The organism is Roseomonas rosulenta, from assembly GCF_016106005.1.
GTDB lineage: Bacteria > Pseudomonadota > Alphaproteobacteria > Acetobacterales > Acetobacteraceae > Neoroseomonas > Neoroseomonas rosulenta.
The window spans coordinates 1-26,007 of record NZ_JACADR010000039.1 but is presented as its reverse complement, the minus strand read 5'-3'; the positions used below and the strand labels follow the sequence as shown (position 1 = coordinate 26,007).

Genomic DNA, 26,007 nt, shown 5'->3' with positions numbered 1-26,007 from the left:
AAGACTGGAGTTCAGACAGACGCTCATCCGATCAGCCGCGCAGCCCGCTGCGCCCGCCGCACCCGCGGCGCGCCAGGCGGCCGCCCGTACCGCCGCGGCCCCTTCCCCGCCGGTCTTCTCCGATAGTCCCTGGGATGCCTGCGCCCAGGCGATCGCCGCGGCCGAGCCGAATTCCGGCCTGCCGCCCGGGCTGCTCGGCGCGATTGCGCGCGTCGAGACCGGCCGGCGCACGCCCACCGGCGGCGTGCAGCCCTGGCCCTGGTCCTTCAACGCCGCCGGCGAGGGCCGCTACATGGCCACCCGCGCCGAGGCGGTCGCCGAGGTGCAGGCGCGCCTCGCCACGGGCACGCGCTCGATCGACATCGGCTGCATGCAGATCAACCTTCTGCACCACCCCGACGCCTTCCCCAGCGTCGAGGCTGGCTTCGACCCCGCGACGAATGTTGCCTACGCGGTGCGTTTCCTGCGTTCGCTGCACGCCCGCACGGGGGATTGGCAGGCCGCCACCATGCAGTACCACTCCGCCACGCCGGAGCGCGGCCTGATCTACCACCAGCGCGTCATGGCCGCGATGACCGGCCAGGGCTTCGTGCCCGGACCGGCGCCGGGCGTGATTCCGCTGCCGGGGCCGGCCATGGCGGGGCTTTGCGCCTCGGGCCGCGGGGCGGTGCTGCTGCTGGGATCCTCAGCGCCGAACCTCCAGCCGGTAGTGGCGGCCCCGAATGTGGAACTGCGGCTGCGCGGCAGGCCCGCCGCGGCAGGGCCGAACCGCCCGCGGATCATGTGCCTGCGGACGGCGAGTCACTCGGCGCCCGGCTGAGCCGCCAGGCGCGGTCGCGCCGCCAGGCGCAGGCCAGGATCAGGAGCCAGGCGGCGGGTGCGACCATCGGACTGCGTACGCCCAGCAGGACAATGCCGGGCAGCAGGCACGCCACCAGAAGCATGGCGCGTTCCCCGGCCAGCCAGCCCTCCCGCCGCGCCGCCGCCACCAGGAACAGGGCGGCGCCGCCGAGAGCCACCGCATCATAGATCCAGGTGAAGGGCGTCATGAGGAAGGCCGCCGCCATGGCCGCGGCAGAGCGCGCCTCGAGCAGTCCTTCGGGACGACGCAGCCACAACCACAGGACGAGGACGGCGATGCCCGCGGCGAAGGGGACATGCACCATCCAGGCGAGCATCCGATCGTCGGTCGCGTCGAAGACCAGGGCATAGACCGACTGGATGCGCGGCAGGGCGGCGTGCCGTTCGCCGAGATACATGGCGTCGTTGCGCGATAGCGCGCCCAGGAAGCCGCTCCAGGCGTCAAGCCCAAAGGCGAAGGCGGATCCGGCCATCAGCGTGACGGCGGTGGCCGCGGCGGAGACGAAGACGCGCCAGCGCCCGGTGGCCACGAGAAGCAGCGGCAGCAGCAGCCCGAATTGCGGCTTGTAGGTCAGCAGGCCGAGCGCCAGCCCCGCCAGTACCGGGCGCCGGTCCATCAGCGCGAAGGTGAGGCAGAGCAACGCCGCGGTCAGCACGCCGTTCTGCCCTAGCCCTATGCAGATCAGCACCGCCGGCATCGCCAGCGCCAGCATCGATGCCGGGCCCGCCATGTCGGGAAAGGCCACGCGAAGGGCAAGGATCAGCACCAGCACCGTCGCCACGACCCAGGCGAACCATCCGGCGCCATAGGAGAGCAGTCCGAAGGGCAGTACGTAGAAGAAGAAATGCGGCGGATTGACCCAGCCGAGGAAGCCTTCCAGCGCCTCGGGCGGGATGCCGAGCGTCTCGGCCTGCAGCAGCCGCAGCCGCGACCAGTCATAGGCGCCGGCGGCATCGCCCAGCAGGGCCATCTGGCTGGCATTATGGAAGGCGATGAAATCCGCCCGCCCGGCCCGCTCGGGAACCAGCGTGCCGGTGACGACCACCGCCATGTAGAAGCCGAAGACACTGACGCAGAACAGCCACGCCAGGAGCACCAGGCGGTCTCGGGTGAGCCAGGCCGTCATGATGGCGCGCCCGGCACGCGCCGGCCGGCGGGCGATCCATCAGCGCGAGGGTCCAGGCCAGCAGGGCACCGGTCAGCAGCCCGTTCTTGCCGATGACGAGGGTGTACAGCACCAGGGGCGTCGCCAGCGCGGCATATCGCCGCCGCCAGACCGGCCGCCCGGAGCACGGAGCGCGCCGCGAGGCCGAACAGCGTCCCGGTGGCGAGGATCCAGGTGACCCAGCCGCCGACATAGGACAGAAGCGCAAAAGCCAGCTCGAAGAAGGAGAAGTACGGCGGATTGACCCAGCCGAGGACGGGCGCCACCGCCTCGGCCGGAACCTGCAGGATCTCGGCCTGCAGCAGTTGCAGCCGCGGCCAGTCGTAGGCCCCCGCGCCATCGCCGCCCAGCGCCATGCGGCTGGCCGAATAGAACGCCATGAAGTCGCTGCGCCAGGCCGGTTCAGCTGTGTCCACGAGGCCCAGCGCGATCGGATAGCAGGCCATGATGAGGCCCCCGTACATGATCAAGCGCTGCTCATTGAGCGATGCCAGATCGAGACCGCGCGAGGGCAGCCCGATGAGGGGCGGCGCCGGTCCGCCGTGCGGTGACATCAAGGCCGTCTCGTGCCCACGGCGCCACGGGGCACGGCCGCCGCGGCCTGGTCTGACAATGCTTGAGCCACCGCGTCCGAGGGCAGGCCCGTAATGCGCCGGAGACGGACGGTCATGGCCGGTACAGGCTCAACTCCGCCTGTCGACGGGCGTCACCTCGATCACCTGGCGGTTCACGCGGAGTACCTCGGCCACGCCGCGCAGGTCCGCCTCTTCGCTGCCGAGCACGTTACGCGCCGCCGCCTCGTCGCCGGTGGCGGCAAGCGCGATGGCGTAGTTCGCGGTGACGCGCTGATTGGCATCGGAGCGACGTGCGAGCGGTTCGAGGACAGCGCGCGCTTCGTCCGGACGGCCGTCGAGCAGCAGCGACAGCCCAAGATTATTGGCGACCGAGATGGAATCGGGCGCGACCGCCTGGGCACGGCGGTAGGAGTCCTGCGCTTCCGGATGGCGCCCCATCAGATCGAGCGCGACCCCGCGGCCGTCGAGAGCCGGGACGTTTCGCGAATCCCGCGCCAGGACACGGTCAAACAGACCGAGCGCTTCCCCGGCCGCGCCGCCGCGCAGGCGCATCTTCGCGAGTTCGAGCAGCAGGCGGCCATCATCGGGCCGGCGCGCCACCGCGGCGGCCAGTACCTGCTCGGCCTGCGCGCGGTTGCCCGCGCGCATGAGCGCGGCCGCGAAGCGGGCTTGGGCTTCGGCGTTGTCGGGCTCGCGCGCGGCGGCGGAGCCATACATCGACAGGGCGACATCCATCTGCCCGCCGGCCTCCGCCGTCTGGGCCACCCGCATGCGCGAGGCGGTGTCGGGCTCGCGCAGCCCGTCACTGGCGCATGCCGCGAGCGCCGAGGCCGCGACCAGGAGTGCGCCGAAGCGGAATGTTCCGTCGATCATTACCTGGCGTTTTCCCCTGACGCCTGGAAGAGGCCGCCGCTCAGCTGCAGCACCGACGGCCCAACCAGGGAAATGAAGACCGCGGGCATGATGAACAGAATGAGCGGGATCACCAACACCGCAGGCAGTCGGATCGCCTTTTCCTCGATGCGGAGCATGCGGTCCTGGCGCATTTCGGCCGCCAGGACGCGCAGCGCCTGGGCCAGGGGCGTGCCGTATTTCAGCGTCTGGGAGAGCGTGCCGCCGAGTCGCTTGAAGCCCTCGAAGTCGGACCGCTGGGCGAATCGCTCGAGCGCCTGGCGACGGTCGGGCAGCATCCTCAACTCCTGGACAAGCACCAGGAAGGAAATGGCAAGTGGTCGGTTGCTGCTCTCGATCTCGCGGGCGACGCGGTCGAGCGCCGTCTCGATCCCCATGCCGGCCTCGGCGGTCACGACCAGCAGGTCGAGCGCGTCAGGCAGTCCCTTGCGCAGCTGGTCCTGGTGCTTGCGCTTCAGGTAGGTGAGGAACATGTTCGGCGCGAACATCCCGAAGATGATGGCGCCAACCACGATGATCGCCATGCGCAGCGGATCCACCGTGTTGAGGTAGCAGTAAAGCCCGGCGATCAAAGGCATACCCACCAGGAGCACCGCCTTCACGCCGATGAAGGTCGGAACCGCGGCGCGGGGGTTGAGCCCCGCTGCGGCGATGGCCAGCTGGAACTCCTCGAGGTCCTTGTCCGAGACGAGGGCCGTATTGCGCAGCCTCTCGCCGAGGCGGCGGAACGGCGCCGCCGCGGCGTTGAGCCCCTGCCCGCCCTCGCCGCGATCGGCATCCGCCGGCTTGAGCACGCTCTGGACGCGCCCGGCGATGTCACGGTCCTCGGCGCTGCGGGCCAGGACGATCGCCGCGATGATCGCAAGGCATACCGCCAGCGCGACAATCAGCAGGGGCACCCAGCCGGACTCGGCGATGAGCTCGCTCATGACGGTCAATCCATTCCCGCGCGCTTGATGAGCCAGCGGATGATGAGGAACCCCGTGAGCGAGAAGCCCAGGCCCACCAGGGCCAACTTCTGCCCGGCCGGCGTGCTGAACTGATCGATGTAGAAATCCTGGATCTGCGACATCGCCAGCGCGGCGATGAAGGGCAGCGCCATAAGGATGCCCGCCTGCATGCGGGCCTCGGCGGCCAGCGCCTTGGCACGCTTGGCGAGTGCGACGCGCTTGCGAACGATATCCGCGAGGTTGTCGAGCGTCTCGGCAAGGTTGCCGCCGGTCTGGGACTGCATGCCGAGGGTGACCGCCAGGAAGGAGAATTCCGGCAGCTCGGTCCGCTTGTAGACGCGCATCAGCGCCTGGTCGACCGGCCGTCCGATCGCGACATCGCCCAGCATGCGCGAGAATTCGTCGCGCAGCGGCGAGGCCAGCTCGGCCGCGACGGAGCGCATGGCCTCGCCCACCGGCAGGCCGGCGCGGATGGCGCGCACCATCAGCCCGATCGCGTCCGGGATCTGCTTGAAGACCTTGTCGACATAGCTGTTGTACTGGAACGCGAAGATGGTGCGGATCACGAAGATCCCGATCACCACCCCCGCAATGATCGACACTGGCAGCGTGAGCAGCCGTGCCCCCAGGTTGGTTATGAGCAGCGCCATGAGCGCGCCGAAGATCAGGATCAGGTACCAGGGGATGGTATGCGCCTGCGGCACGTCAGGGTGATAGCGCAGGGAGCGCAGGAAGCGTTCGAGGAGGGGCTGCGATTCGTTGGTCTGCAGGCGGATGCTCGGCAGGCCGCCGGCCTGGACCCCGGGCGCCTCGACGGCGCCTGCGATCGCGACGCGTTCCTTGAGCCGGCGCGCCTGGCCCGACTTCAGCAGCGTGACCACGCCGGTCACGAGCGCGACGCTGAGCATCGCCGCCGTGCCGTAGAGAAGGGCGCGATCCATCCTCAGGCTTCCTGGAGCGCACGCATCCAAGGATCGAGCATGCCAAAGTAGTTGAGCCGCTCGACGAAGGCCGGACGCATGCCCGGCGAGACCCAGGACCCGCGCAGCTTGCCCTCGGCAGTCTCGCCCTCGTACTGGAAGGTGAAGATGTCGTTCATGGTGATGACATCGCCTTCCAGGCCGCAGATCTCCGACACCTGCGACACCCGCCGGCCGCCGTCGCGCATACGCTCGATCTGCACGATCAGGTCCACGGCGGCGGCGATCTGGGTCCGGATGGCGCGCGACGGCAGCGTGGACTGGGCCATCATCACCATGTTCTCGATGCGGGTCAGCGCATCGCGCGCAGTATTGGCGTGGACGGTACAGAAGGACCCGTCATGGCCGGTGTTCATGGCCTGCAGCATGTCGAAGGCCTCAGCACCACGCACCTCGCCCACGATGATGCGGTCGGGGCGCATGCGCAGCGCGTTGCGCACGAGGTCGCGCGCCGTGATCTCGCCGCGTCCCTCGAGGTTCGCGTGGCGCGTCTCGAGCCGTACCACATGCGGCTGCTGCAACTGCAGTTCCGCCGCGTCCTCGATGGTGACGACGCGCTCGCCATGGTCGATCAGCCGCGACATGGCGTTCAGCATGGTGGTCTTGCCCGAGCCCGTGCCGCCTGAGATCACCACGTTCAGCCGGCAGCGCGAGGCGATCTCGAGGATGCGCTGCACCGAGGGCGACATGGCCCCGTTCTGCGCCAGCGAGGGCAGGTCGAAGCGCTTCTTGGCGAACTTGCGGATCGAGATGCAGGGCCCGTCCAGCGCCAGAGGCGGGAAGACGATATTGACGCGCGAACCATCCAGCAGGCGCGCGTCGCACAGCGGCGAGGATTCATCGACGCGCCGGCCCACGGTGGCGGCGATCTTCTGCGCGATGGCCGCGATCTGCGCCGCCGAGCGGAAGCGCACATTGGTGCGGATCAGCTTGCCGCGCACCTCGACATAGACGTTGTCGGGGCCGTTCACCATGATGTCGTTGATGCTGTCATCGGCGAGCAGCGGCTCGAGCGGGCCGTAGCCCACCATGTCGCGCGCGATCTCCTCGGCGATGCGCGACTGGTCGCGCGCCGAGATCTCCATCCGCTCGCGGCTGGCCAGCTCATGGACCAGCGCATCGAGCTGCTGGCGCAGCGCCGCGGCGGGCAATTCGCCGGCCACAACCGGGTCGATGCGCTCCAGCACCAGCGTGCGCAGGCGCGCCAACTCGGCACTGTCCGACAGCGCGATCGCGTCCGCCGAGATGTTGACGGAACGGAATTCGGGCTCCGCCGAAAGCGGTACCGGGAGTTGCGGCGAGCCGTCGCTGCGCCGGCCAAAAGCGCGCATCAGCCGCCTCCGCGTCCAAAGAGTCGGCCAAAGAACGAGCCACCCGGGCCGCTCGACCGCACCGCAGCGATCTCCTGCGTGAGCTGGCCAAGCGCCCGTCGCAGCGCGGGACTGTCCTGGCGCGCGGGGCGGCCCAGATTGGCCGCGCGCGGCAATTGCCGCGAGAGGTCGGCAATCGCCACGTCGGGCGGCCCGCCGATGCCTTCCTCGACCAGTTTCGCCGGCAGGTAGCCGCGCCGGCCGGCCCCGTTGAGGACCGTGATGACCCGGCCGGACCCGCCGGTCATCGCCACCAGCTTCTTCAGTGCGACGGTGTCGCGGATGCTCGCGATGTCGGGGCCCATCACCAGGACCACATGCCTTGCCATCTGCAGCACCGCGATCTCGCAGGGTCCGGGGGGCATGGGCATGTCCACGACCACGTGGTTGAAGCGCTGCCGCAGCATGTCGACGACGCGACGAACGCCTTCCTCGGTCGGCTTGATCTGCGCTTCTATCGGCTCCTCGGCGGCGATGAGCCGCACGCGATCGCCGATCGGCACGCCCACGCGGTCGAGGAACAGCGCGTCCACGCGCTCGGGTTCCTCGATCGCGATGCGCAGGCCCGAGGTGACGCGCGCGCCCAGCATCATCGCCGCCGCGCCGCCGCGCAGATGCAGGTCGAGCAACGCGACATGGCTGCGCGTCGCTTCCTCGAGCTCGAGCGCGAGGTTGACGGCGATGGTGGTCGCGCCAACGCCGCCGTGCACGCCGCAGACCACCGTGACCTGGCCGCCGCGGTCCTGCCCGGCATCGCCGCCGCCCTGGATATGCGGGGCGAACAGCCGCGCGACATTGTCGCGCGTGAGCGGCTTATGCAGGTATTCGTGCACGCCGACATTGCGGGTGATGTCGCGGTAGAAGCCGATCTCGGTGCGCTCGCCCACCACCAGCACGCGCACATCGGGCGTGCAGACGGAAGCGAGGTCGTCAAGCGCCGCGAAGGGATCCTCGACGCCGCTGATGTCGACGATCAGAACTCGCGGCGTGGTTTCCTTCTCAAGTGCCTTGACTGCGGTGCGCACCGTGCCACGGCGCATCTGCGCGCCGAGCACGTCGCCCACGCCACCGCGGATCGCCGCCTCGCTCGCCTCGTCGGCGACGAAGACCATGAGCGCGGGGCGGTCGGCCGAGATGATCGCGCCGCCGCGCGTCGCATCGGGGACCTCGCTGACCGCCATGCGCTCACCTGCCACTGCTTCCTCCACCGCCGCCGCTGGTAACTCCGGCGGCGCCGCTGCTGCCGCCGCCGGCCTCGAACTGGATGTTCGGCAGGCGCGGCCGCCGCCCTTCGTTCAGCGCGCGCACCGCCGTGCTGGCTTGTTCGCCGCGGTCGGTTGCGGCGCCGGCACCGCGCGTCAGATGCGCCGGATCGGCCACCTGAGCCCGCAGGTTGCGGTCATTGATGCCTTCCGCCTGCCAGGTGCCGCGCCGGTCGAAATCCTGCGCCGGGAAATAGTTGTCCGTGCCGCAGGCGCCGAGACCCAGCACCAGGCTCAGGACCACAGGGATGCTGCGTGCCATGGTCCTCACTCCACGATGAAGCCGGCGGCCGCGGGCGGCCGGATCTGGCGATAGGGCGCGCCGGAGCCGGTCTGCCGCCGCAGCAGGATGCGCTCGAGGTCGGTCGAGGGCCGGAAGCTGTCGAGCGGGGTCGCCAGCGCCGAGGGATCCGAGACCGGCCGCACGAGATAGGGCGTGATGATGATCACGAGTTCCGTCTCGTTGCGCCGGAAGCGGTCGGAGCGGAATAGCGCGCCGAGCACGGGAATGTCGCCCAGCCCGGCGACGCCGCTGTTGTTGAGCCCGGTGCTGCGCGACAGAAGCCCGGCGATCGCGAAGCTCTGGCCGCTGCCGACCTCGATGGTCGTCTCGGCGCGCCGCACGGTGAGGCCCGGCACCCTCACCGTCCCGCCCGCCACCGGGAAGGTCACCGAGTTCGCTTCCGACAACTCGCTCACCTCGGGACGGACACGCATGTTCAGCCGTTCCGGCGAGAGCACGGTCGGCACGAAGGCGAGGCTCACGCCGAACTGCTTGTACTCGACCGTCAACGCACTGCTGTTGCTGCCGGCCGCGACCGGGACCGGGAACTCGCCGCCGGCGAGGAAGGAGGCGGTCTCGCCCGACTGCGCCGTCAGGTTCGGCTCGGCCAGGATGGTGACGAGACGGTCCTGCGCCAGGGCGTCGATGATGCCGTTGATGTCGAAATTGCCGCTGTTGAAGCGCATGCCATAGAGGCCGCCGCCGGTCGTCGAGGAGCCCTGGAGCGCACCGATGATTCCACCCGCAACCGTGCCGAGCACGCCGCCGCCGGTCCGCAGGCCAAGCTGCCAGGTCCCGTCGTTGAAGGCGCCGAGCCAGTTGAAGCCGAGATCCCGCGTCACCTCGCGAGAGACCTCGGCGACGCGCACGCGCAGGTTGACCTGGATCCCCGAGAGCAGGGTGAGGTTGTTGATGACCTCGCGCGCCTCGCCGCCCATCGCCTTGGCCACGGCCTCGGCCCGCTGGGCGTCGGATGCGGTCGGCACCATGCCCGACAGCGCGATCGCGCCGTTGCCGCGGCCCACCATGGTCACGCGGACATTCTGCCCGCCGCGCACCACACGGCGGATCATGCTCTGGATCTGGCCCGCGGTGACGGGCGGCATCGCCGCCGCCTGCGGCGACACCTGCCCCGGCGTCGCCACGGTCGAGGCCACGGTGATGTCGAACTCCGCGACCAGCGAGCCGTCCTCGCGCGTCGCGATCAGGTTGGTCCGTCCTGCATTCACGCCCATGATGAACAGGCTGGTGGGCGAGGCCGGCTGCACGCGCGCGATGCGCGGGTCGGCCACCAGCACCGTCAGCGCGGCGGAGGGCAGTTCGACCAGGCGGCCCGAACCCTGCTCGAGCACGAGCGGGCGGGTCAGCGTCGCACCGGGGGCGGGCGCGACAACTTGCGGCGTGCCTGGAATCTGCGGCTGCGCCTGGGCCTGCTGCGCCTGCGCCTGGGGCACCAGCGGGATGCCGAAGGGAGCCGACTGCACCGGCACCGTCAGCGGCGCGTTCATCCGCGGGCCACCCTGCGGCAGCGCCTGCGCCATGCGGATTACCGACGGGGCCTGCGCCTCGATCGCCAGGGGGGCGTCGGACACCGGCAGCGCGGAGGCGCCCGGCATGTCGCGCGTGGCGCTCGCCAGAACCGGGGCGTCAGCCGCGGCACGCGTCGGCGGGCGGATCTGCGTCGCGGCCGCGAGGTCGCTCAGCACCGCCTCGACGCTGGGCGCCGGGGCGGCCGGACGCGTCGCTGCGAGCTCGGCGCCGGGGTCGAGGATGTCGACCACCAGCTTCGGCCCGTGATGGAAATGGCGGAACCGGGCGCCGGGTCGGGCCTCAATCCGCACAGCCTGTCCCTCGGCCGACAGCGCGACCACGTTGCGCGGCGCCGCGGCGCCGAGCGCCAGGCGGCCCTGCTCGGCAAACCGGATCACCAGCCCATCGGCGGTCGCCTCAGCCTGGTAGTCGGTGCGCGCGGGCCAGTCGAACACGATGCGGCCATAGCCAGGGTGGGTGCCGGTCCGCACGGTGACCCGTGGCGCCGAGGCGTCGGTCGCCGCGGACGCAACCTCGTTGGCGACGGCCGTGGAAAAGGCGGCGCCTGCCAGCAGGACGGCCGCGAGCGGCAGAGCCATGGGCAGGCCCCTGAAGACCACCGAAGGCCCGCGCACCTTCCAGGCCAAATGGGAAGGAGCGTCTCCGGCCCGTTGCCCATGCTTCATCGGAACGTAACCTCCTGCTGCGAGCCGCCCTGGATAACGCGCATGCGTGTCGTGGTGGAAGGTGCCTGAGGGCCGGTCAGCGCGGACGAAACGTCGGAACCGAACACCAGCGAAGGACGCGGACCTGTCGCTTCCGGCACGCCCTCGATCGAGCGGACCACGAGCGAGATGCGCCCGAGCTGCATGGCCACCGCCAGGCGCTCCGCCTGTTCGGGCGTCACCTCGAGGGTGACGGTGCGGGCCACCACACGCGCCGCATTGGCATCGCTTCCGCTGTGACTGATCTGCTGGTCCACCGCGATTACCCTGACGGCGGAAAGGATGGTCTCGCCGACAACCCGGCGTCCAGCCGATTCTGGCCCCTGGCCCTGCTGCTGCAGGTTCTGCGTGAGGATGAGGTCGACCTCGTCGCCCGGCCAGATCAGGCCCGAGGCACCGGTCACCACGTCCACGCCGATCGAGATGGCGCGGGTGCCAGGACGCAGCACCGCGGCGAGGAAGCCGCGGTCGCGCGGGCGCAGCACGTCGGTGGCGATCACCGGCTGGTTCGGATCGATGTAGCGGCGCAGCAGCGCGCCGCGCAGCTCGGCGAGCGAGGCGGTGCCGCTGGTGAAGGCACCTTCCGGCACGCCGTCGGAGGCGACCTCCGCCTCGCGGAAATCCTCGTCCTTCAGAAGCGTGCCGATCGAGAGCGGACGCGCTGCCACGATCATGCGCACCTTGGGCGGCGGGGCGACCACGGGCGGTGCCTCGACACGGGCGACCTGCTGCGGGGTCCCGGCGGGCTGCACCAGTTGCAGCGCCAGGATGCCGAGGCCGGTGGCGCTCAGCACCAGGGAGACGACGACAAGAAGCCGCAGGATCATGGGTCAGGCCCTCGGCAAGGAGATCAGGAGGAAGACGGCGCCACCGGCGATGGCGACAGCATAGGGGAGCGGGCCGCGGCGGCGCATCCGCCAGGCCTCGACCGCAATCACGCGTCGCAGAAGGGTGCCGCCTCCGGCGGAACGGAGCTCCGGGACCAGGTGTCGCCCCAGTATATATGCGACGCCAAGGGCGCCGCCGACGAAGACGGTGGCGACCACGAAATCCCAGGTAAGGACGGGCGGAAGCCCGACCGCCATGGCGCTCAGCAGCTTCACGTCGCCGCCGCCGAGCCAGCCGCGCGCGGCGACAGGCACCAGCAGCAGGAAGATCGCGGCGCCGAGCGCAAGGGAAAGGCCGGCCGCCGCCCAGCCGTCGAACAGGCGGGTGGCGAGGCCGATCGCGGCGATGGCGATGGAGACGGTGTCGGGAATGAGGCGCGTCGCGATGTCGCGCGCGGCGGCGAAGCACAGCAGCGGGGTAGCCAGCGCCAGGAAGACAAGGGTTTGGTTCACGGCGCGGTCACCCCAAGGAGAATGTCAACGACTACCGGGACAAGTTGTTGATCATGTCGGTCTGGGTCGAGGCCATTGTTGTGCCGAGCCTGACGAAGGCCGAATTATTTGGGTCCGCCAGAGTCACGACTGCTGCGCCGACGACGATGACGATCCCGACCGCCATGATGGCATATTCCGCAGCGGCCACACCGCGGCGGTCGCGGCCGAGACAAGCAATACGCGAAAGCACCGTCTTCATCGCAATTGCCCCCAGTGGAAGGCCCATCCGGCGAGTAGAGGCCGGTACGGCATTTTGCCTGTACGAACTGCGCACCGATCCTGCAACTATGAAGGTCGATGCTGCCCTCGGTCTCCCTCGCAGTCGCCAGGGCGCCCGGGAAGCGTGCGATAGCATGACCAACCATGGGGCATGCCATCGGCCGTCGGGGTGTCGCGCCGACCAACCTGGAAGGCGCCGTCGGCGGATGGCCGCAGGGACCATCCGCCGAGCAGCCGCTTGATCAGCGAGCGGCCGTCGTGACGCTGGCCTGCTGCGTGCTGATCTGGACGCCGATATTGGAGAAGGCGCCGGTCAGCTGCGGCGCGAAGAGCGTGACAGCCGAACCCACGATGATGACCACGCCCACCGCGAGGATGGCGTATTCGGCGGCGGTCACGCCCTTGCGGTCGGAAGCGGCGCTGCGGATGGAAGCCAGGAACTTGCGAATCATGTCGATCCCCTTCGGTTAATCTCGATAACGAGCCGAGCCGTAAAGCCCCACCGCACCCGCTCGCTGGGTTTTCACGGTCGAGCCACGAAGCGGACCCCCTGCCATGCAGCCGGACCACCGCGTCGAGGGAACAAAAACACGGTCATTAACGCTTCGTCAATAACAAAAATTAGGACAATGTCTTTTTTTCGACAATTCACAACGCTGCTGGGGCGCCCTCCGCCCTTCAAATCGATGATTCTCCTAGATTTATGGATGGTTGTGGTCAACGAGCCGCCACAAACGCGCCGGCATCACAAAATGTTGATGGTCCTCGCTCCCGAAATATCTCCTTGTCCAAAAATTTTGTCGTCGATCAAAGATGACAGCGCGCCTGATGCACACTAATTTAACTCATTAGACGCGTCCGCCTCAGCCATCGAACCAGGACCGGTCACATGAACAGCACGCCCGGCACTCCACCAGGTTCCCGTCCCGCTGGACGCCGCCCCCTGGGCCGTCGCGGCGGCGTGGCCGTCGCCTTCGCGATCGGCGCCACGTCGTTGCTCGGCATGGCCGCCATGGCCACGGAAGCCGGCGTCTGGCTCACGGCGCGCCGCAATGCGCAGAACGCTGCCGACGCGGCGGCCGTCGCAGGCGTCTATTCGATGGCGCTGCGCGGGGCGACTGCCACCGGCAGCAATTCCGTCGACAGCGTCGCCCGTGACGTGGTGACGCGCAACGGCTTCACCAATGGCACCGCCAATTCAACGGTCACGGTCGAGATCGGCCGCTGGGCATCGGGTGCCTTCACCACGCCCACGCCGGCCGGCAATTCGCCGAATGCGGTGCGCGTCACGGTCACCCAGCCGCAACGCACGGGGCTGGCACGCCTCATCAGTTCGGCCACGCCGGTCGCCTGGGGCGGTGCGGTCGCCGCCGTTGTGCAGGGCGGGCCGGCCTGCACCCTGACCATTCCGCCGCCGAACCCCAATTCGCAGGTCGCGGGGCGCACGAACATCGCTGGCAGCGCCACGGTGAATGCGCCGGACTGCCTGATGGTCGCCAACGCCACCGGCCGGCGTTCGATCAACATCCAGAACACATCCGCGGCGGAGGCGGCGAGGATCGGCGGGCTTCGCGCCTCGGGCCAGTGCTACAACTGCGCGGACGTGATGGGCGGCAACATGCCAGCGGGCTACAGCTCGGGAGCCACGCCCACGGATGACCCTTATGCCACTAGGTTCAGCGGCACGAACGAGCCTCCGACCAGCTTTCCTGCGTGCAGCGTGCCAACGTACGTCGACGCATTGGGTCGGCCGACCGCCCAGTCCGGCGCAGTAGGGCGAGGGCTGACGCCCGTGAACATCGACAACCCGACCCTCAGCTGCAATCGCGCGAGTGGTGGTGGCCAAGGCAACAACCGAGGGGTGATCAGTATTCCTGCGCAGCAATCGAGTGGCAATAACAATAACAATAACAACAATCCTGCGGACTCGAGGTTAATTTTAAGACCTGGCACCTATTACTTCCGCGATACTGACCTGGTCATTGGGTCAGGCGGCTCGGTGCAGTGCGTCGGCTGCGAGATCGGCCGCGCTGGCGTCACGCTGGTTTTCACCGGCAGTACCCCAGACAACGTCGGGACCGTTCGCATGACTTCGGGTGCGGTGTTCAACCTCAATGCCCCAGGCGAAGGCCGAGCTACACCGTCGGTGTACGAAGGGATCGTCATCTACCGTGACGACTTCGGCAGTTCAACACAACGGGAAGCCGACCGGATTATGATCACCGGGAATGGGAGTAGCACAATCTTCGGCGCCATCTATGCGCCCACCGCGCATGTCGAACTCGTAGGCACCGGCACGATGAACCAGACGCCGACCGCCAGTGGCGGATGCCTCGCGGTGGTCTCCGGCGAGATTACGTATTCCGGCAATACGACCACCAACATCAATGCCTGCGAGTCCAACGGCACGAAGGTCACGCGCATCTCGTACGTGAGCCTGGTGCAGTAATGGGAAGGAGAGGCCACCGCCGGCGGGACAGCGGCGCCTCCGCGCTTGAATTCGCGCTCGTCTCGCCGTTGCTGATATTCGTCATGCTGGCCGTGGCCGATTTCGGCAACGCGCTGCAGCAGTCGATCCGGCTCGAGGCCGCGGTGCGCGCCGGGGCCCAGACGGTGCTCGGCGGCACCTACAACGAGACGAGGATCCGCAACGTCGTCAGCGCCAACCTCACCGATTGGCGACTGACCACCGATACGCCCAGCGGCAACGTCACCCTGACCACTTCGCTCGTGTGCCGGTGCCCCGGCACGAACGGGACCGTCTTCGACTGCACCACGGGCGATCCGGTCGCGACCTGCGGGGCACCCGGGGACTTCAACGAATACGTCTCGATCACCGCCACGCGTCCCTACGCGCGGCTGTTCGTCTTTCCCTCCTCCACGTTGCGCGGCAATGTCGAACTTCGCCTCCGCTAGCCGCCGCGTCCTGCGCGAACGCCGCGGCATCGCCGCGGCGGAGTTCGCGCTGGTCGGCGGCATTTTCTTCGTCATGATGCTCGCAGGCATCGACATCGGCCGATACTACATGGCCGCGCAGGGCCTGCGGAACTTCATGGGGGATGCGGTTCGCTACGGCGTCGTGAACATGTCGGCCGGGCAGTCCATCTCCTGCCGCGACCTCGTCGCTGCCACCGGCCGCGGCGGGGCGGTCGGCGGCATGGTGGCCAGCAGCACCGGGACAGCGGGAGGCGGCACCGCGGGCACCTGCGTCAGGCGCACCGAGACGGCCGCCGGCGGCACGACGACGGTCACGGTGACCGCGGAGATCGACACGAACTTCACCTTCGTCATGAACGTCTTCGGGATCCTCACGCCGCGCATGCGGGACACCACGACGGTGACTTACCAGTTGTAGCGTCTCGCGGAGTGGTTCATGTCGGAGCACCCGTCCGACGAAGGAACTCCGCCATGCGCCTCGGCCAAGGCCAGACCGCCCGCCCCACCACGCGCCTGCGCGCCCTGATCGAGGCCCATCGCCCGCTGGTCGTGCCCGGCTGCTTCAACGCCATGTCCGCGCGCATCCTGGAGGATGCGGGCTTTCCCGCGCTCTACATGTCCGGCTACGGCACCTCGCTGAACCTGCTCGGCCTGCCCGATGCGGGGCTCGCCACCCTCACCGAGATGGCGCTGAACGCGAAGCTGATCGCCTCGGCGGTGAAGGTGCCGCTGATCGCCGATGCCGATACCGGCTTCGGCAACGCCATCAACGTGGTCCGCACGGTCGAGGAATACATCCGCGCCGGTGTGGCCGGCCTGCACCTGGAAGACCAGGTGGCCCCCAAGCGCTGCGGTCATGTCGCGGGCCGAGAGGTGATCGCGCGCGATGAGGCCGTGCTCAAGGTCCGCGCCGCCGCACGCACGCGCGACGCGCTCGACCCGGACTTCGTCGTCATCGCCCGCACCGATGCCCGTGGCGCGCATGGCGGATCGCTGGACGAGGCGATCGACCGTGCCAACGCCTTCCTCGAGGCCGGCGCCGACCTCGCCTTCGTCGAGGGCCCCAAGGACGTGGCCGAGGTCGCGCGCATCGGCGCCGAGGTGAAGGGGCCGGTCTTCTACAACATGACCGGCATCTCGCCGCGCCTGTCGGCCGAGCAGATGGCCGAGCTCGGCATCCGCGTCTGCATCCTGCCGGGTGCGGCGATGCGCGCCACCATCATGGCGATCCACGACTTCGCGCACGCGCTCAAGACGGATGGCCCGATGGCCGAGGCCGCCTACGACGCGCGCTTCAGGCAGCACCCGATGGGCAACCTGCACGGCTTCTCGGGCTTCGACCGCATCCGGGAAATGGAGGCGGAATTCCTGCCCGAGGACGCGGGGCGCAAATACGAGGGCGGGCTGGGCTACGCGCCGAAGGCGGCAGAGTAGAGCTCCGCCGCCGGGTCTTCATGCGCCCCTCATGCGGCGGGCGGGCTGCATCCGCGGCCCTTGCCTTCGCGCCATGCACGATCGCGCCAGCGCCATCTGGTCGTCTCGGCGCGGTCGCACTTCGCGCCCCCGGATCGTGCCGCGCACGATCCGAATGGCGCTGCCATCACCCCACCCGCAGCCCCGTCGCCGCCACGATCCGCCGCGCCGTCTCGCGGTCGCGCCGGATCACGGCGGCGAAGGCGGCGGGATCGGACTCCACCGCATCCGCACCGGCCGCCTCGAGCCGCCGCCGCGCCTCGGGGTCGGCCAGCGCGGCGCGCATAGCCTGCGCCATCCGCTGCATCGCCACCTCCGGCGTGCCGGCGGGCGCAAAGACGCCCGTCCAGGACGACATGTCGTAGCCGGGGAAGGTCTCCGCGATGACAGGGATCTGCGGCAGCGAGGCCTGGCGCTGCCCCGCCGTGCTCGCGATCAGCGTCGCACCGCGCTCCACCGCCGGGCGCAGGCTGGAATAGGAGATGATCCCCGCATCGATGCGCCCCGCCGCGAGTTCCCGCGCGACGTCCGCGCCGCCGCGGAAGGGCACGTGCTCGAGCCGGATGCCGGCGGCCAGTTGCAGCGCCTCGCCCATGAAGTGGCCGATATGCGCGACACCGGGCGTGCCGTAGGTGACCTCGTTCGGCCGGCGCTTCGCCTCGGCGACGAAGCCGGCGAGGTCGGTCGCCGGGAAGCCGGCGCGGATGCCGATGATGTAGGGCTGCGTCGTCACCTGCACGACCGGCACGAAGGCCGCGCCATAGTCGAAGGGCAGGTCGCGGCGGACCTCGGGCAGGGTCGCGAAGGTGGCACCCTCGAACAGCAGGGTGTGGCCGTCGGCGGGCGCGGCATGCACGGCCGCCGCGCCGATCGCACCCGACGCACCGGTGCGGTTGTCGATCAGGAAGGACTGACCGAGGTGTTCCGCGACCCGCGCCTGCAGGATGCGCGCGATGGTATCGGCCACGCCGCCGGCGCTGTAGGGCACCACCAGGCGGACGGGCCGGTCGGGCCAGGCCTGCGCGCGTGCCGCCACCGGCGCCGCCAGCGTGACCAGCCCGAGCAAGCGACGCGTGATGCGCACCATGGCACGAAACCTCCCGTGGCCGCGGGCGCTTGACCGCACCCGTCGCGCGCGGCGTGATGCCGCGCTGCGCCGGACGGTCCCTTGCCCGTGCGCAAGCGTCAAGCACTGCGGGAGAGTCGCGCCATGCCAGCCACCATGTTCGACAAGATCTGGGACCCGCATGTGGTCGCCGATCTCGGCGGCGGCTGGTCGCTGCTGCATTGCGACCGCGTGCTGGTGCACGACCTCTCGGGCGGGCGCGCGCTGCAGGAAGTGGGCGAGGCCGGCTACGACGTGGCGCGCCCCGACCTGGTCTTCGCCACGCCGGACCACGCCGTCTCCTCCGCGCCGGGGCGCACGTCCGAGACCTTCCCGACCGGTGCGCGGCTGCTGGCCGGGCTGCGCAAGCGCGCGGCGGAGACCGGCGTGCGGCTCTTCGACCTCGGCCAGGACGGCAACGGCATCGTGCATGTGATGGGGCCGGAGCTGGGCATCGTGCTGCCCGGCACGGTGCTGGTCTGCGGCGACAGCCACACCTGCACCAATGGCGGCGTCGGCGCGCTCGCCTTCGGCATCGGCGCGTCGGAACTGCGCCATGTGCTGGCCACGCAGACGCTGCCGCAGCGCAAGCCGCGCACGATGCGCATCCGCTTCGAGGGCGCCGCCCCGCCCGGCGTGACGCCCAAGGACATGATCCTGGCCGCGATCGGGCGCTTCGGCGCCGCGGCGGGCACGGGATACGCGGTGGAGTATGCGGGCTCCGCGGTGCGCGCGCTCTCGGTCGAAGGGCGGCTCACGCTGTGCAACCTCTCGATCGAGATGGGCGCCAAGATCGGCATGGTGGCGCCCGACGAGACCACCTTCGCCTGGCTGAAGGGCCGCGACTTCGCGCCGAAGGGTGCGACCTGGGAGGCCGCGCTGGCGGATTGGCGCGCCCTGCCCTCGGATGACGACGCCGTCTTCGACCGCGACCTGCTGATCGACATGCGCGACATCGCCCCGCAGATCACCTGGGGGACCAGTCCCGAGCAGGTGCTGCCCGTCACCGGCCGCATCCCCGACCCCGCCAGCGCGCCGGATGCCGAGAAGCGCGCCGACTGGGAGAAGGCCCTCGCCTATATGGGCCTCACGCCCGGCGCGCCGATCGAAGGCACCAAGGTGGACTGGGTCTTCATCGGATCCTGCACCAATTCGCGCATCGAAGATCTGCGCGCCGCCGCCGCCGTGCTGCGCGGGCGCAAGGTCGCACCGCACGTCACCGCCTGGGTCGTGCCGGGCAGCGAACGCGTGAAGCACGCGGCCGAGGCGGAAGGGCTGCACACCGCCTTCCGCGAGGCCGGCTTCGAATGGCGCGAGCCGGGCTGCGCGCTGTGTGTCGCGGCGAATGGCGAATCCGTCCCGCCCGGCGCGCGCTGCGTCTCCACATCCAACCGGAACTTCGTGGGCCGGCAGGGCACGGGGGCGCGCACGCACCTGGCCTCCCCGGCCATGGCGGCGGCGGCGGCGGTGGCGGGTGCCATCGCCGATGTGCGGTCCTTCGCGGCGTAAGGGGGCGACAGCCATGGACAAGTTCACCACCGTCAGCGGCCCCGCGGCACCGATGCTGGGCGCCAACATCGACACCGATGTCATCATCCCGATCCAGCGGCTGGTGGGCACCGGGCGCACCGGGCTCGGCCCCTATGCCTTCGAGCGGCTGCGCTACAACAAGGATGGATCGGACAACCCGGACTTCGTGCTGAACCGCCCGCAATACCGCGACAGCCCGATCCTGCTCGCGGGGCCCAACTTCGGCTGCGGCTCCTCGCGCGAGGGCGCGGTCTGGGCGCTGATGGGCATGGGCTTCCGCGCCGTCATCGCGCCGTCCTTCGGCGACATCTTCTTCAACAACTGCTTCCAGAACGGGCTGCTGCCGGTGCGCCTGCCGGAGGACGCCATCCGCCGCATCGCGGAGGAGACCGAGGCCGCGCAGGGCGCGCGCCACACGGTGGTCGATCTCGCGCGGCAGGTGGTGGTGACGCCCGAGGGTACCGAGATCCCCTTCAGCGTCGATGCGCGCAAGCGCGACGCGCTGCTGGAAGGGCTCGACGACATCGCGCTCACCCTCAAGCAGAAGGACGCGATCCTGGCCTGGCAGAAGGCCGACCGCGCGAAGCGCGCCTGGGCGTGGGAGAGCGTGGAGCGATGACACCGGAACCCGCGGCCGCACTGCGGCCGACGCTCGACATCGTCGTCCTGCCCGGCGATGGCATCGGCCCGGAGGTCACCGACGAGGCGGTGCGCGTGCTCGACTGGTTCGTTGCCAGGCGCGGCGTACCGCTGCGCATGACCCGCCACCTGTTCGGCTCCGCTGCCTGGGCTGCGGAACGCACGACCATGCCCGAGCGCACCTGGTCCGCCATCATGGCCGCCGACGCGATCCTGTTCGGCGCGACGGGCAGCCTCGACCAGACGCACATTCCGCCCGACGAACGCCGCAAGGGCGCGCTGCTGACCATCCGCCGCGCGCTTGATGTCTTCGCCAACCTCCGCCCGGTGAAGGCGCAGCCCGCGCTGGCGGAAGCCTCGCCCTTCAAGGCGCGCACGGTGGCCGGCGCCGACCTGGTCTTCGTGCGGGAACTCACCGCGGGCGTGTATTTCGGCACGCCGCGCGGCATCGAGACGCAGGCCGACGGCACGCGCCGCGGCGTCAACACGCACAGCTACACCGAGGCCGAGATCGCCCGCGCCGCGCGCTTCGCCTTCGAGCTCGCACGCACGCGCCGCAACCACGTGACCTCCGTGGACAAGGCCAACGTCATGGAGGCCGGGCGGCTGTGGCGCGACGTGGTCACTGCCATCCACGCGTCGGAATTCCCCGACGTCACGCTCGAGCACATGCTGGCCGACAATTGCGCCCTGCAGCTCGGCCGCGCGCCGACGCGATTCGACGTCATCGTCACCGACAACCTGTTCGGCGACCTGCTCTCGGACTGCGCGGGGGCGATCAACGGCAGCCTCGGCATGCTGCCCTCGGCCGCGCTCTCGGCACCGGGGCCTGACGGGCGGCGGCGCGCGCTGTACGAACCGATCCATGGCTCGGCGCCCGACATCGCGGGCAAGGGCATCGCCAACCCGCTCGGCGCCATCCTCTCCGCCGCGATGCTGCTGCGCTGGACGGCGCGGCTGCCGGCCGAGGCCGACCGGCTGGAGGCCGCGGTCGCCGCTGCGCTCGATGCCGGCGCGCGCACCGCCGACATCGCCCTGCCGGGCGAGCGCGTGCTGTCCACCCGCGCCATGGCGGATGCGGTGCTCGCCGCGCTGGAGGCCTCGCTCGCCTGACTCGCCTTCGGCGCCGGTTCCGTCCTAGCCTTCCGCCCAACGAAAACGGGAGGAAGGTTCATGCGACGCATCCTGCTCGCCGCCGCCGCGGCGTTGATCGCGTTCCCCGCCCTCGCGCAGGACCGCACCATACGGGTCATCTCAGGCTTCGCCGCCGGTGGCGCAGGCGACCTGATGGCGCGCCTCATCGCCGAATACGTCCCGCCGTTCATGGGCGCGCGCGGCGTGGTGGAGAACCGCACCGGCGCCAACGGCCTGATCGGCGCCGAGGTGGTCGCGCGCTCCGCCCCCGACGGCATGACCGTGCTGCAATGCCCGATGGGCAGCATGACCATCACGCCGAACCTGCCGGGCGCCGCCCTGCCGATCGATCCGCGCACCGAGATGACAGGCGTGGCGAATGTCGCGCTGTCCACCTATGCGCTGATCGTGGCCGCGCGCGGTCCCTACCAGGACATGCCGGCGCTGCTGGCCGCGGCACGCGCCAGGCCCGGCGCGCTCAACTACGCCTCCGCCGGCGTGGGCTCGGCGCAGCACCTGTCGGTCGAACTGCTCAAGGCGCGCGCGGGGCTCAACATCATCCACGCGCCCTATCGCGGCGCGACACCCGCCGTGGTGGACATCCTGGGCGGGCGGATGGACTTCATGATCACCAACCTCGGCGACGTGATGCGCCAGATCCAGGGCGGCGAGCTGCGCGTGCTGGCAATGGGCGATGATGCGGGCTCGCCGCTATTTCCGGATGTCCGCCCGGTCTCGGCCTTCGTGCCGGGGCTTCAGATGGCCGGCTGGTTCGGCATCTGCGGGCCGCGCGGCATGAGCGAGGAGAGCCTCGCGCGCTGGTCGGACGCGACGCGCCGCGCGCTCGAGAACCCGACCTTCCGCGAGCGCCTGCTGGCGAACGGCCTGACCCCGATGTTCGAGGACACCCGCACCTTCAATGCCCGCATCGCCGCCGACCTGCAGTCCTGGGGCGAGGTGATCCGCGCCGCCGGCGTACGCGGGGACTGACGTGCCGCGCCTCGCGGCCTTCACCAAGAACGGGGTCAACCCGAACTACCAGGCCTTCCTGCGCGGCGTGGAGCGCGCCGCCGCGGTGGAAGGTGCGACCGCCACGCACCATTTCCCCCGCACGCCTGACAACCCGGCGCAGCAGATCGCGCTGCTGCGCGCGGTGGTGGCCGAACGCCCCGACGCCATCATCTTCGCCCCTGCCGACGACGCGCTACTGGCCGAACCGGTCGCGGCGGCCATCGCGCAGGGCATCCCCTTCATCGGCTTCGTCAACCGCATGGCCGGCGACTTCGTCACCTTCATCGGCGCCGACGACGTCGCAATGGGCCGCGCCATCGTCGGCCTGATGGCGGATGCGCTGGGCGGGACGGGCGATGTCGTGCTTGTCGAAGGCCCCGACAGCGCGCCCACCAGCCGCGACCGCAGCCGCGGCTTCCGCGAGGCGCTGGCGCAGCACCCGCGCATCCGCCTGCTCGGCACCGCCCCGGGGCGCTACCTGCGCGCGCCAGGCCGCGCGGCGATGGAATCGCTGCTCGCGCAGCACCAGCGCATCGACGGCGTGATCTGCACCAACGACCTGATGGCGCTGGGCGCGCTCGACGCGCTCGACGCCGCCGGGCGCCGCGCGCTGGTGGTCGGCAACAACGGCACCATCGAGGCGGCGGAGCAGATCGCCACGGGCCGCCTTCTCGCGAGCATGGACTATGACGGGCAGCGCATGGGTGCCGCCGCCGCCATGGCCGCGCTGCGCCACCTGCGCGGCGAGGCGGTCCCGCGCGAGATCCTGCTGCCCGCCGTGCCGATCACCCGCGCCAACCACGCCGCCTGGCTGGTGCCGGTCGAGGACCGCCCCCTGCCCCGCTGGAACGACATCGTCCCTGCACCGCCGGAGTGACACCCATGCCCATCACCCGCCGCGCCGCCACCGCCGCCATCGCCGGCGCCTTCGCCTTGCCCGCGCGGGCGCAGGCGACCTGGCCGACGCGCCCGATGCGCCTGATCAGCCCCTTCGCCCCCGGCGGCCCGCAGGACGTGCCGGCGCGCTACTTCGTGGACTACCTGACGCCGCGGCTCGGCCAGCCGGTGGTCTATGACAGCCGCGCCGGCGCGGGCGGCCAGGTCGGCATGCAGCATGTCGCGACCGCGACGGATGGCCACACCTTCCTGATCACGTCCAACTCCATCGCCACGCTGCCCGCGCTGCGCCGCGAGCTCGGCTTCGATCCCTTCACCGACCTGCTGCCGGTGACGATGGTGACCGAGGCGCCGCTGGTCTATTGCGTGCGCGCGAACGGCCCGGCCGACCTCGCGGCCTATATCGCGCGCGCCAAGGAAGCGCCGGGGCGTGTCTCGGTCGGCAGTTCGGGCGTCGGCTCGGCGACGCACCTCGCCTCCGCCTTCCTGATGCAGAAGGCCGGCATCGAGCTGCTGCACGTGCCCTATCGCGGCGCCGGGCTGATCATGACCGCGCTGCTGGGCGGGGAGATCGACACCTTCGTGGGCGACCTCTCGCTGGCGCTGGAACACATCCGTGCGGGCACCATCCGCCCGATCGGCGTGACCACCACCGGGCGCGCGCCGTCGCTGCCCGATACGCCTGCTATCGGCGAAGTCGTCGCCGGCTATGCCGTGCCCTTCTGGTTCGGGCTGTTCGCAGCGAGGCAGACCGCGCCGGAGGCAATCGCGCGCATGAATGCGGAACTGGCACCGCTGGCCGCACCGGACAGCGAACTGGCGCGCCGCATGGCGGAACGCGGCTCGAAGCTGCTGCTCGATGGGCCGGCACCACTGGCGGTGCGGCTGCGCAGCGAGGTCGCGCAATGGCGCGAGGTCGTGCAGGCGGCGGGGATCACGCCGGAATAGCCTCCACCCCCGCGTTAGAAGCCGACCATGAGGCCGAGGCTGGAGAAGACCGAGTAGCGCCCGCTGCCATCCGTCGGCAGCGTGCCGCCGAACGCGCCGACCATCTGCATGCGTGGCGAGATGGCCCAAGCGCCACCGACGGCACCCTCCATCCAGGCCCGCTCCGCCACGGGGAGCCCGCGCAGGTCGAAGGGAAAGAGATCCACGAAACTGCCCGATACGGCCGAACCGTCTCCCGACAGCCGACGATTGTAGCCCAGGTTGCCCCAGACCCGGCTCCCATCGCCGAAGCGATACTCAACCTCGACGCCCAACCCCCCAGCAGTCCCGGCTTGGCGCTGGGTGTCGAAGCGCGCGGGGAAGGCACCGCTCCCAGCGCCTTCCTCATAGGCGCCGAGCCGCGTCGAGACGGCATGGAAGCCGAGGAAGGGCGAGACCGTCGCAGATGCACCCAACGGTATCCCCCAGGCGCCGCGCAGGCTGGCCGCCAGCGCCTGGCCACCAGTCTTGCCCCGGCCGACCGTCTGCGTGCTGGTGCCATCCGAATAGCGGCGCCGGATCGTCGCCCATAACTGATCGTATCCGAGCGCCGTGCTGAGCCGCGGGCCGCTTGCAGTGTCGCCGACCAGCGAGAAGACCCGCGCGCCCGCCGCGTCCACCGTGCTGCGCATGGCCGGCATGCCGCCTTGGCTGTTCTGTACGGTGGTGCTGACCACGAAGCCCGCGCGCGCTGCCGCGCCCACGCGCATGATCACGCCGGCGGCGCCACCGAAGGCGGTGCCCTATTCGTCGGGCGGGTCCCAGCCGCCACCGCGCGCCTGGACAAAGCCGGCGAAGGGATGCTCGGCAGACAGTGTGCCGCCGTAGTGCTCCGCGAGCAGCAGCGCCTCACGCTGAGCGGACCAGACCAGACGCTCAGCGGTCGCAGCCGCGGAAGGGATCTGCCCGAGGCTGCCAAGCAAGGCTTCGGGCGTGGTGAAGCCGGCCGCTCCGGTACCGCTACGCGGGTCCGGCAGGCGGACGATCCAGGAGGTGAAGCGCTCGCGTTCGAGATCTTCCGTGTAGCCGACGATTATGTTGGTACCGCCCGCGCCGGTGGTCGTCACGCCGGTCGCGACGCCGAGCGTCGTCGCACCCAGGTTCACCCCAGCGCCCCGCAGCAGCGCGGCGATGGACTGCATCCCGGCCACTTCGGACCAGCGAAAAGCCTCGCCGACGCGGGCGGGGTTGCCCGGCCGGGCCGGGCCGGGGCCAGGTCCTCGGACCAGTCTGACCAGACCGCTTGTCCCGACGACGATCGCCCCGTCCGGGGAGATCGCGATGGCCTCGGAGAAGGGAGAAGGGTCTGGACCCACCGGCGTGCAGTAGATGCACCAGATCCGCGGCGGGGCGATGGTCAGGAAGCCAAGCGGCCGCATGACCCCATCCGGTGACCGCACGAAGGCCTGCGTCGCGTAGCGAGCCTGATCGTACCACGTGCCTGCGATGACGGATCCATCGAAAGAAACGGCCGCGGGCAGCGCCTCCCGCCACACCGGACCAAGTGGTGCGCCGAGGCTGCGCATGCCTTCGGCGGCACTCCAGAGGAAGCCCTCGCCGCCGCTCTGCCCGACGATGACCCGACCATTGCCCGAGATGGCCAGTGCTTCGGAGGAGCCGGTCCCGGCAGAGAGCCAAGGACCAGGAACCCTTCGGCTTCGGTCCAGCGAAAGGCATTGGAGGATTCGAGCGCCGTCGTGAAAGGCGGTGGGGGGAAAACCAGGGCGCCGACCACGACTGTCCCGTCTGCGGAGACGCCCTGCGCCCGTGCCGACACAGACCCAGCAACGACGAGCCGGCGAATACCGTCGGCCGCAGTCCAGACAAAGGGCTCGTCTATCTGGAACTTCTGGCCGACGGTGCGTTGTGTGCCCACGATCACGCCGCCATCGCGAGAGATGCCGCCGACCGTTTGGCTGTAGACGGTCCCGCTAGATGTTTGGTCCCGGGCTTTGGTGGTGCAGTCTTCTCCCTGGCATGGAGGGATGCGCTATGGGGCAGGTTCTTCACGGCTGCGCCCGCACGACAGAGGCGGTCCGTCGCGCGATCCAGCATAGTCAAGCGAGCCTGAGGGACCTG

26 protein-coding genes and 1 pseudogene are annotated in these 26,007 nt (G+C 70.2%); 11 read left to right on the top strand and 16 right to left on the bottom strand.

Features of this window, described 5'->3' with window-relative positions; translation table 11 throughout:
- The coding region (locus HW578_RS07735) for a lytic transglycosylase domain-containing protein (RefSeq protein ID WP_198369975.1) at positions 1-820 on the top strand (820 nt) is incomplete at its 5' end.
- Here HW578_RS07735 and HW578_RS07730 read toward each other — a convergent pair.
- The 13 genes from HW578_RS07730 to HW578_RS07670 all read right to left on the bottom strand — a co-directional run bounded on the left by HW578_RS07730 (position 780) and on the right by HW578_RS07670 (position 12,667).
- Entirely contained in the window at positions 780-1,988 is a 1,209-nt protein-coding gene (locus HW578_RS07730; RefSeq protein WP_198369974.1) for a glycosyltransferase family 87 protein, read from the bottom strand. The genes HW578_RS07735 and HW578_RS07730 overlap by 41 nt on opposite strands.
- Positions 1,985-2,581 carry a hypothetical protein gene (locus HW578_RS07725; RefSeq protein WP_198369973.1) on the bottom strand — a complete coding sequence of 199 codons (597 nt, stop codon included), beginning with the start codon at positions 2,579-2,581 and terminating at the stop codon, positions 1,985-1,987. Before HW578_RS07725 ends, HW578_RS07730 begins: the two co-directional genes overlap by 4 nt.
- A gap of 129 nt (positions 2,582-2,710) precedes the next feature.
- A complete protein-coding gene (locus HW578_RS07720) occupies positions 2,711-3,337 on the bottom strand; it encodes a tetratricopeptide repeat protein (RefSeq protein ID WP_198369972.1) in 627 nt (208 codons plus the stop codon).
- A 137-nt stretch (positions 3,338-3,474) separates the two neighbouring features.
- Positions 3,475-4,443 (bottom strand): type II secretion system F family protein, encoded by a 969-nt coding sequence (locus tag HW578_RS07715; protein ID WP_198369971.1) that lies wholly within the window; start codon positions 4,441-4,443, stop codon positions 3,475-3,477.
- Positions 4,444-4,448: 5 nt separating this feature from the next.
- On the bottom strand, positions 4,449-5,405 hold the full coding sequence (locus tag HW578_RS07710; RefSeq protein ID WP_198369970.1) for a type II secretion system F family protein: 957 nt from the start codon (positions 5,403-5,405) through the stop codon (positions 4,449-4,451).
- A gap of 2 nt (positions 5,406-5,407) precedes the next feature.
- Positions 5,408-6,775 (bottom strand): CpaF family protein, encoded by a 1,368-nt coding sequence (locus HW578_RS07705; protein ID WP_198369969.1) that lies wholly within the window; start codon positions 6,773-6,775, stop codon positions 5,408-5,410.
- Positions 6,775-7,995, bottom strand: a complete 1,221-nt coding sequence (locus HW578_RS07700) for an AAA family ATPase (protein WP_198369968.1) — start codon at positions 7,993-7,995, stop codon at positions 6,775-6,777. The genes HW578_RS07705 and HW578_RS07700 overlap by 1 nt, the downstream gene beginning before the upstream one ends.
- A gap of 4 nt (positions 7,996-7,999) precedes the next feature.
- Entirely contained in the window at positions 8,000-8,338 is a 339-nt protein-coding gene (locus HW578_RS07695) for a hypothetical protein (protein WP_198369967.1), read from the bottom strand.
- 5 nt (positions 8,339-8,343) lie between these two features.
- On the bottom strand, positions 8,344-10,488 hold the full coding sequence (locus tag HW578_RS07690) for a type II and III secretion system protein family protein (RefSeq protein ID WP_198369966.1): 2,145 nt from the start codon (positions 10,486-10,488) through the stop codon (positions 8,344-8,346).
- 83 nt (positions 10,489-10,571) lie between these two features.
- Positions 10,572-11,441 (bottom strand): Flp pilus assembly protein CpaB, encoded by an 870-nt coding sequence (cpaB, locus tag HW578_RS07685; RefSeq protein ID WP_198369965.1) that lies wholly within the window; start codon positions 11,439-11,441, stop codon positions 10,572-10,574.
- Between the two features lie 3 nt (positions 11,442-11,444).
- Complete coding sequence (locus HW578_RS07680) at positions 11,445-11,954, bottom strand: A24 family peptidase (protein ID WP_198369964.1); 510 nt, start codon at positions 11,952-11,954, stop codon at positions 11,445-11,447.
- Between the two features lie 31 nt (positions 11,955-11,985).
- Positions 11,986-12,195: a hypothetical protein gene (locus HW578_RS07675; RefSeq protein WP_198369963.1), complete on the bottom strand. Its 210-nt coding sequence runs from the start codon at positions 12,193-12,195 to the stop codon at positions 11,986-11,988.
- 262 nt (positions 12,196-12,457) lie between these two features.
- Positions 12,458-12,667, bottom strand: coding sequence for a Flp family type IVb pilin (locus HW578_RS07670; RefSeq protein ID WP_198369962.1), 210 nt, complete (start codon positions 12,665-12,667; stop codon positions 12,458-12,460).
- A 437-nt stretch (positions 12,668-13,104) separates the two neighbouring features.
- On the opposite strand from HW578_RS07670, the gene HW578_RS07665 reads away from it, so the two are divergent.
- From HW578_RS07665 to HW578_RS07650, 4 genes are read left to right on the top strand one after another with little or no spacing between them, the layout of a single operon-like run.
- Positions 13,105-14,664: a pilus assembly protein TadG-related protein gene (locus HW578_RS07665; protein WP_198369961.1), complete on the top strand. Its 1,560-nt coding sequence runs from the start codon at positions 13,105-13,107 to the stop codon at positions 14,662-14,664.
- Positions 14,664-15,131: a TadE/TadG family type IV pilus assembly protein gene (locus tag HW578_RS07660; RefSeq protein ID WP_198369960.1), complete on the top strand. Its 468-nt coding sequence runs from the start codon at positions 14,664-14,666 to the stop codon at positions 15,129-15,131. The genes HW578_RS07665 and HW578_RS07660 overlap by 1 nt, the downstream gene beginning before the upstream one ends.
- Complete coding sequence (locus HW578_RS07655) at positions 15,109-15,570, top strand: TadE/TadG family type IV pilus assembly protein (protein WP_198369959.1); 462 nt, start codon at positions 15,109-15,111, stop codon at positions 15,568-15,570. The genes HW578_RS07660 and HW578_RS07655 overlap by 23 nt, the downstream gene beginning before the upstream one ends.
- A 53-nt stretch (positions 15,571-15,623) precedes the next feature.
- Entirely contained in the window at positions 15,624-16,586 is a 963-nt protein-coding gene (locus tag HW578_RS07650) for an isocitrate lyase/PEP mutase family protein (protein ID WP_198369958.1), read from the top strand.
- A gap of 166 nt (positions 16,587-16,752) precedes the next feature.
- Here HW578_RS07650 and HW578_RS07645 read toward each other — a convergent pair whose 3' ends face one another.
- Positions 16,753-17,712 carry a Bug family tripartite tricarboxylate transporter substrate binding protein gene (locus HW578_RS07645; protein WP_198369957.1) on the bottom strand — a complete coding sequence of 320 codons (960 nt, stop codon included), beginning with the start codon at positions 17,710-17,712 and terminating at the stop codon, positions 16,753-16,755.
- Between the two features lie 123 nt (positions 17,713-17,835).
- Between HW578_RS07645 and leuC the strand changes: the two genes are divergently transcribed.
- The 6 genes from leuC to HW578_RS07615 are packed head-to-tail and all read left to right on the top strand — an operon-like array spanning position 17,836 to position 23,889.
- On the top strand, positions 17,836-19,239 hold the full coding sequence (gene leuC / locus HW578_RS07640; protein WP_198369956.1) for a 3-isopropylmalate dehydratase large subunit: 1,404 nt from the start codon (positions 17,836-17,838) through the stop codon (positions 19,237-19,239).
- 13 nt (positions 19,240-19,252) lie between these two features.
- Positions 19,253-19,879 carry a 3-isopropylmalate dehydratase small subunit gene (gene leuD, locus HW578_RS07635; RefSeq protein ID WP_198369955.1) on the top strand — a complete coding sequence of 209 codons (627 nt, stop codon included), beginning with the start codon at positions 19,253-19,255 and terminating at the stop codon, positions 19,877-19,879.
- On the top strand, positions 19,876-21,012 hold the full coding sequence (leuB, locus tag HW578_RS07630) for a 3-isopropylmalate dehydrogenase (RefSeq protein ID WP_198369954.1): 1,137 nt from the start codon (positions 19,876-19,878) through the stop codon (positions 21,010-21,012). Before leuD ends, leuB begins: the two co-directional genes overlap by 4 nt.
- Before the next feature lie 60 nt (positions 21,013-21,072).
- The gene (locus HW578_RS07625) at positions 21,073-22,023 is read left to right on the top strand and encodes a Bug family tripartite tricarboxylate transporter substrate binding protein (protein ID WP_198369953.1); all 951 of its coding nucleotides are present in this window, start codon (positions 21,073-21,075) and stop codon (positions 22,021-22,023) included.
- Between the two features lies 1 nt (position 22,024).
- Positions 22,025-22,921, top strand: coding sequence for a sugar ABC transporter substrate-binding protein (locus HW578_RS07620; protein ID WP_198369952.1), 897 nt, complete (start codon positions 22,025-22,027; stop codon positions 22,919-22,921).
- 5 nt (positions 22,922-22,926) lie between these two features.
- Complete coding sequence (locus HW578_RS07615) at positions 22,927-23,889, top strand: Bug family tripartite tricarboxylate transporter substrate binding protein (RefSeq protein ID WP_198369951.1); 963 nt, start codon at positions 22,927-22,929, stop codon at positions 23,887-23,889.
- A gap of 14 nt (positions 23,890-23,903) precedes the next feature.
- Here the strand turns inward: HW578_RS07615 and HW578_RS07610 are convergent.
- Positions 23,904-24,653: pseudogene (locus HW578_RS07610) on the bottom strand (autotransporter outer membrane beta-barrel domain-containing protein); the annotation flags it as partial.
- Positions 24,654-24,671: 18 nt separating this feature from the next.
- On the bottom strand, positions 24,672-25,454 hold the full coding sequence (locus tag HW578_RS07605) for a hypothetical protein (protein ID WP_198369949.1): 783 nt from the start codon (positions 25,452-25,454) through the stop codon (positions 24,672-24,674).
- Between the last annotated feature and the right edge of the window lie 553 nt (positions 25,455-26,007).

Bases quoted from the DNA above. Each gene is read 5' to 3' on its own strand.
- HW578_RS07700 (WP_198369968.1), bottom strand. From the start codon at position 7,995: ATGGCGGTCAGCGAGGTCCCCGATGCGACGCGCGGCGGCGCGATCATC.
- HW578_RS07720 (WP_198369972.1), bottom strand. From the start codon at position 3,337: ATGGATGTCGCCCTGTCGATGTATGGCTCCGCCGCCGCGCGCGAGCCC.
- HW578_RS07715 (WP_198369971.1), bottom strand. From the start codon at position 4,443: ATGAGCGAGCTCATCGCCGAGTCCGGCTGGGTGCCCCTGCTGATTGTC.
- HW578_RS07625 (WP_198369953.1), top strand. From the start codon at position 21,073: ATGCGACGCATCCTGCTCGCCGCCGCCGCGGCGTTGATCGCGTTCCCC.
- HW578_RS07615 (WP_198369951.1), top strand. From the start codon at position 22,927: ATGCCCATCACCCGCCGCGCCGCCACCGCCGCCATCGCCGGCGCCTTC.
- HW578_RS07710 (WP_198369970.1), bottom strand. From the start codon at position 5,405: ATGGATCGCGCCCTTCTCTACGGCACGGCGGCGATGCTCAGCGTCGCG.
- HW578_RS07690 (WP_198369966.1), bottom strand. From the start codon at position 10,488: ATGGCTCTGCCGCTCGCGGCCGTCCTGCTGGCAGGCGCCGCCTTTTCC.
- HW578_RS07665 (WP_198369961.1), top strand. From the start codon at position 13,105: ATGAACAGCACGCCCGGCACTCCACCAGGTTCCCGTCCCGCTGGACGC.
- leuC (WP_198369956.1), top strand. From the start codon at position 17,836: ATGCCAGCCACCATGTTCGACAAGATCTGGGACCCGCATGTGGTCGCC.
- leuD (WP_198369955.1), top strand. From the start codon at position 19,253: ATGGACAAGTTCACCACCGTCAGCGGCCCCGCGGCACCGATGCTGGGC.
- cpaB (WP_198369965.1), bottom strand. From the start codon at position 11,441: ATGATCCTGCGGCTTCTTGTCGTCGTCTCCCTGGTGCTGAGCGCCACC.
- HW578_RS07730 (WP_198369974.1), bottom strand. From the start codon at position 1,988: ATGACGGCCTGGCTCACCCGAGACCGCCTGGTGCTCCTGGCGTGGCTG.
- HW578_RS07645 (WP_198369957.1), bottom strand. From the start codon at position 17,712: ATGGTGCGCATCACGCGTCGCTTGCTCGGGCTGGTCACGCTGGCGGCG.
- HW578_RS07650 (WP_198369958.1), top strand. From the start codon at position 15,624: ATGCGCCTCGGCCAAGGCCAGACCGCCCGCCCCACCACGCGCCTGCGC.
- HW578_RS07725 (WP_198369973.1), bottom strand. From the start codon at position 2,581: ATGTCACCGCACGGCGGACCGGCGCCGCCCCTCATCGGGCTGCCCTCG.
- HW578_RS07675 (WP_198369963.1), bottom strand. From the start codon at position 12,195: ATGAAGACGGTGCTTTCGCGTATTGCTTGTCTCGGCCGCGACCGCCGC.
- HW578_RS07655 (WP_198369959.1), top strand. From the start codon at position 15,109: ATGTCGAACTTCGCCTCCGCTAGCCGCCGCGTCCTGCGCGAACGCCGC.
- HW578_RS07705 (WP_198369969.1), bottom strand. From the start codon at position 6,775: ATGCGCGCTTTTGGCCGGCGCAGCGACGGCTCGCCGCAACTCCCGGTA.
- HW578_RS07660 (WP_198369960.1), top strand. From the start codon at position 14,664: ATGGGAAGGAGAGGCCACCGCCGGCGGGACAGCGGCGCCTCCGCGCTT.
- leuB (WP_198369954.1), top strand. From the start codon at position 19,876: ATGACACCGGAACCCGCGGCCGCACTGCGGCCGACGCTCGACATCGTC.
- HW578_RS07670 (WP_198369962.1), bottom strand. From the start codon at position 12,667: ATGATTCGCAAGTTCCTGGCTTCCATCCGCAGCGCCGCTTCCGACCGC.
- HW578_RS07695 (WP_198369967.1), bottom strand. From the start codon at position 8,338: ATGGCACGCAGCATCCCTGTGGTCCTGAGCCTGGTGCTGGGTCTCGGC.
- HW578_RS07605 (WP_198369949.1), bottom strand. From the start codon at position 25,454: ATGCGCAGCCTCGGCGCACCACTTGGTCCGGTGTGGCGGGAGGCGCTG.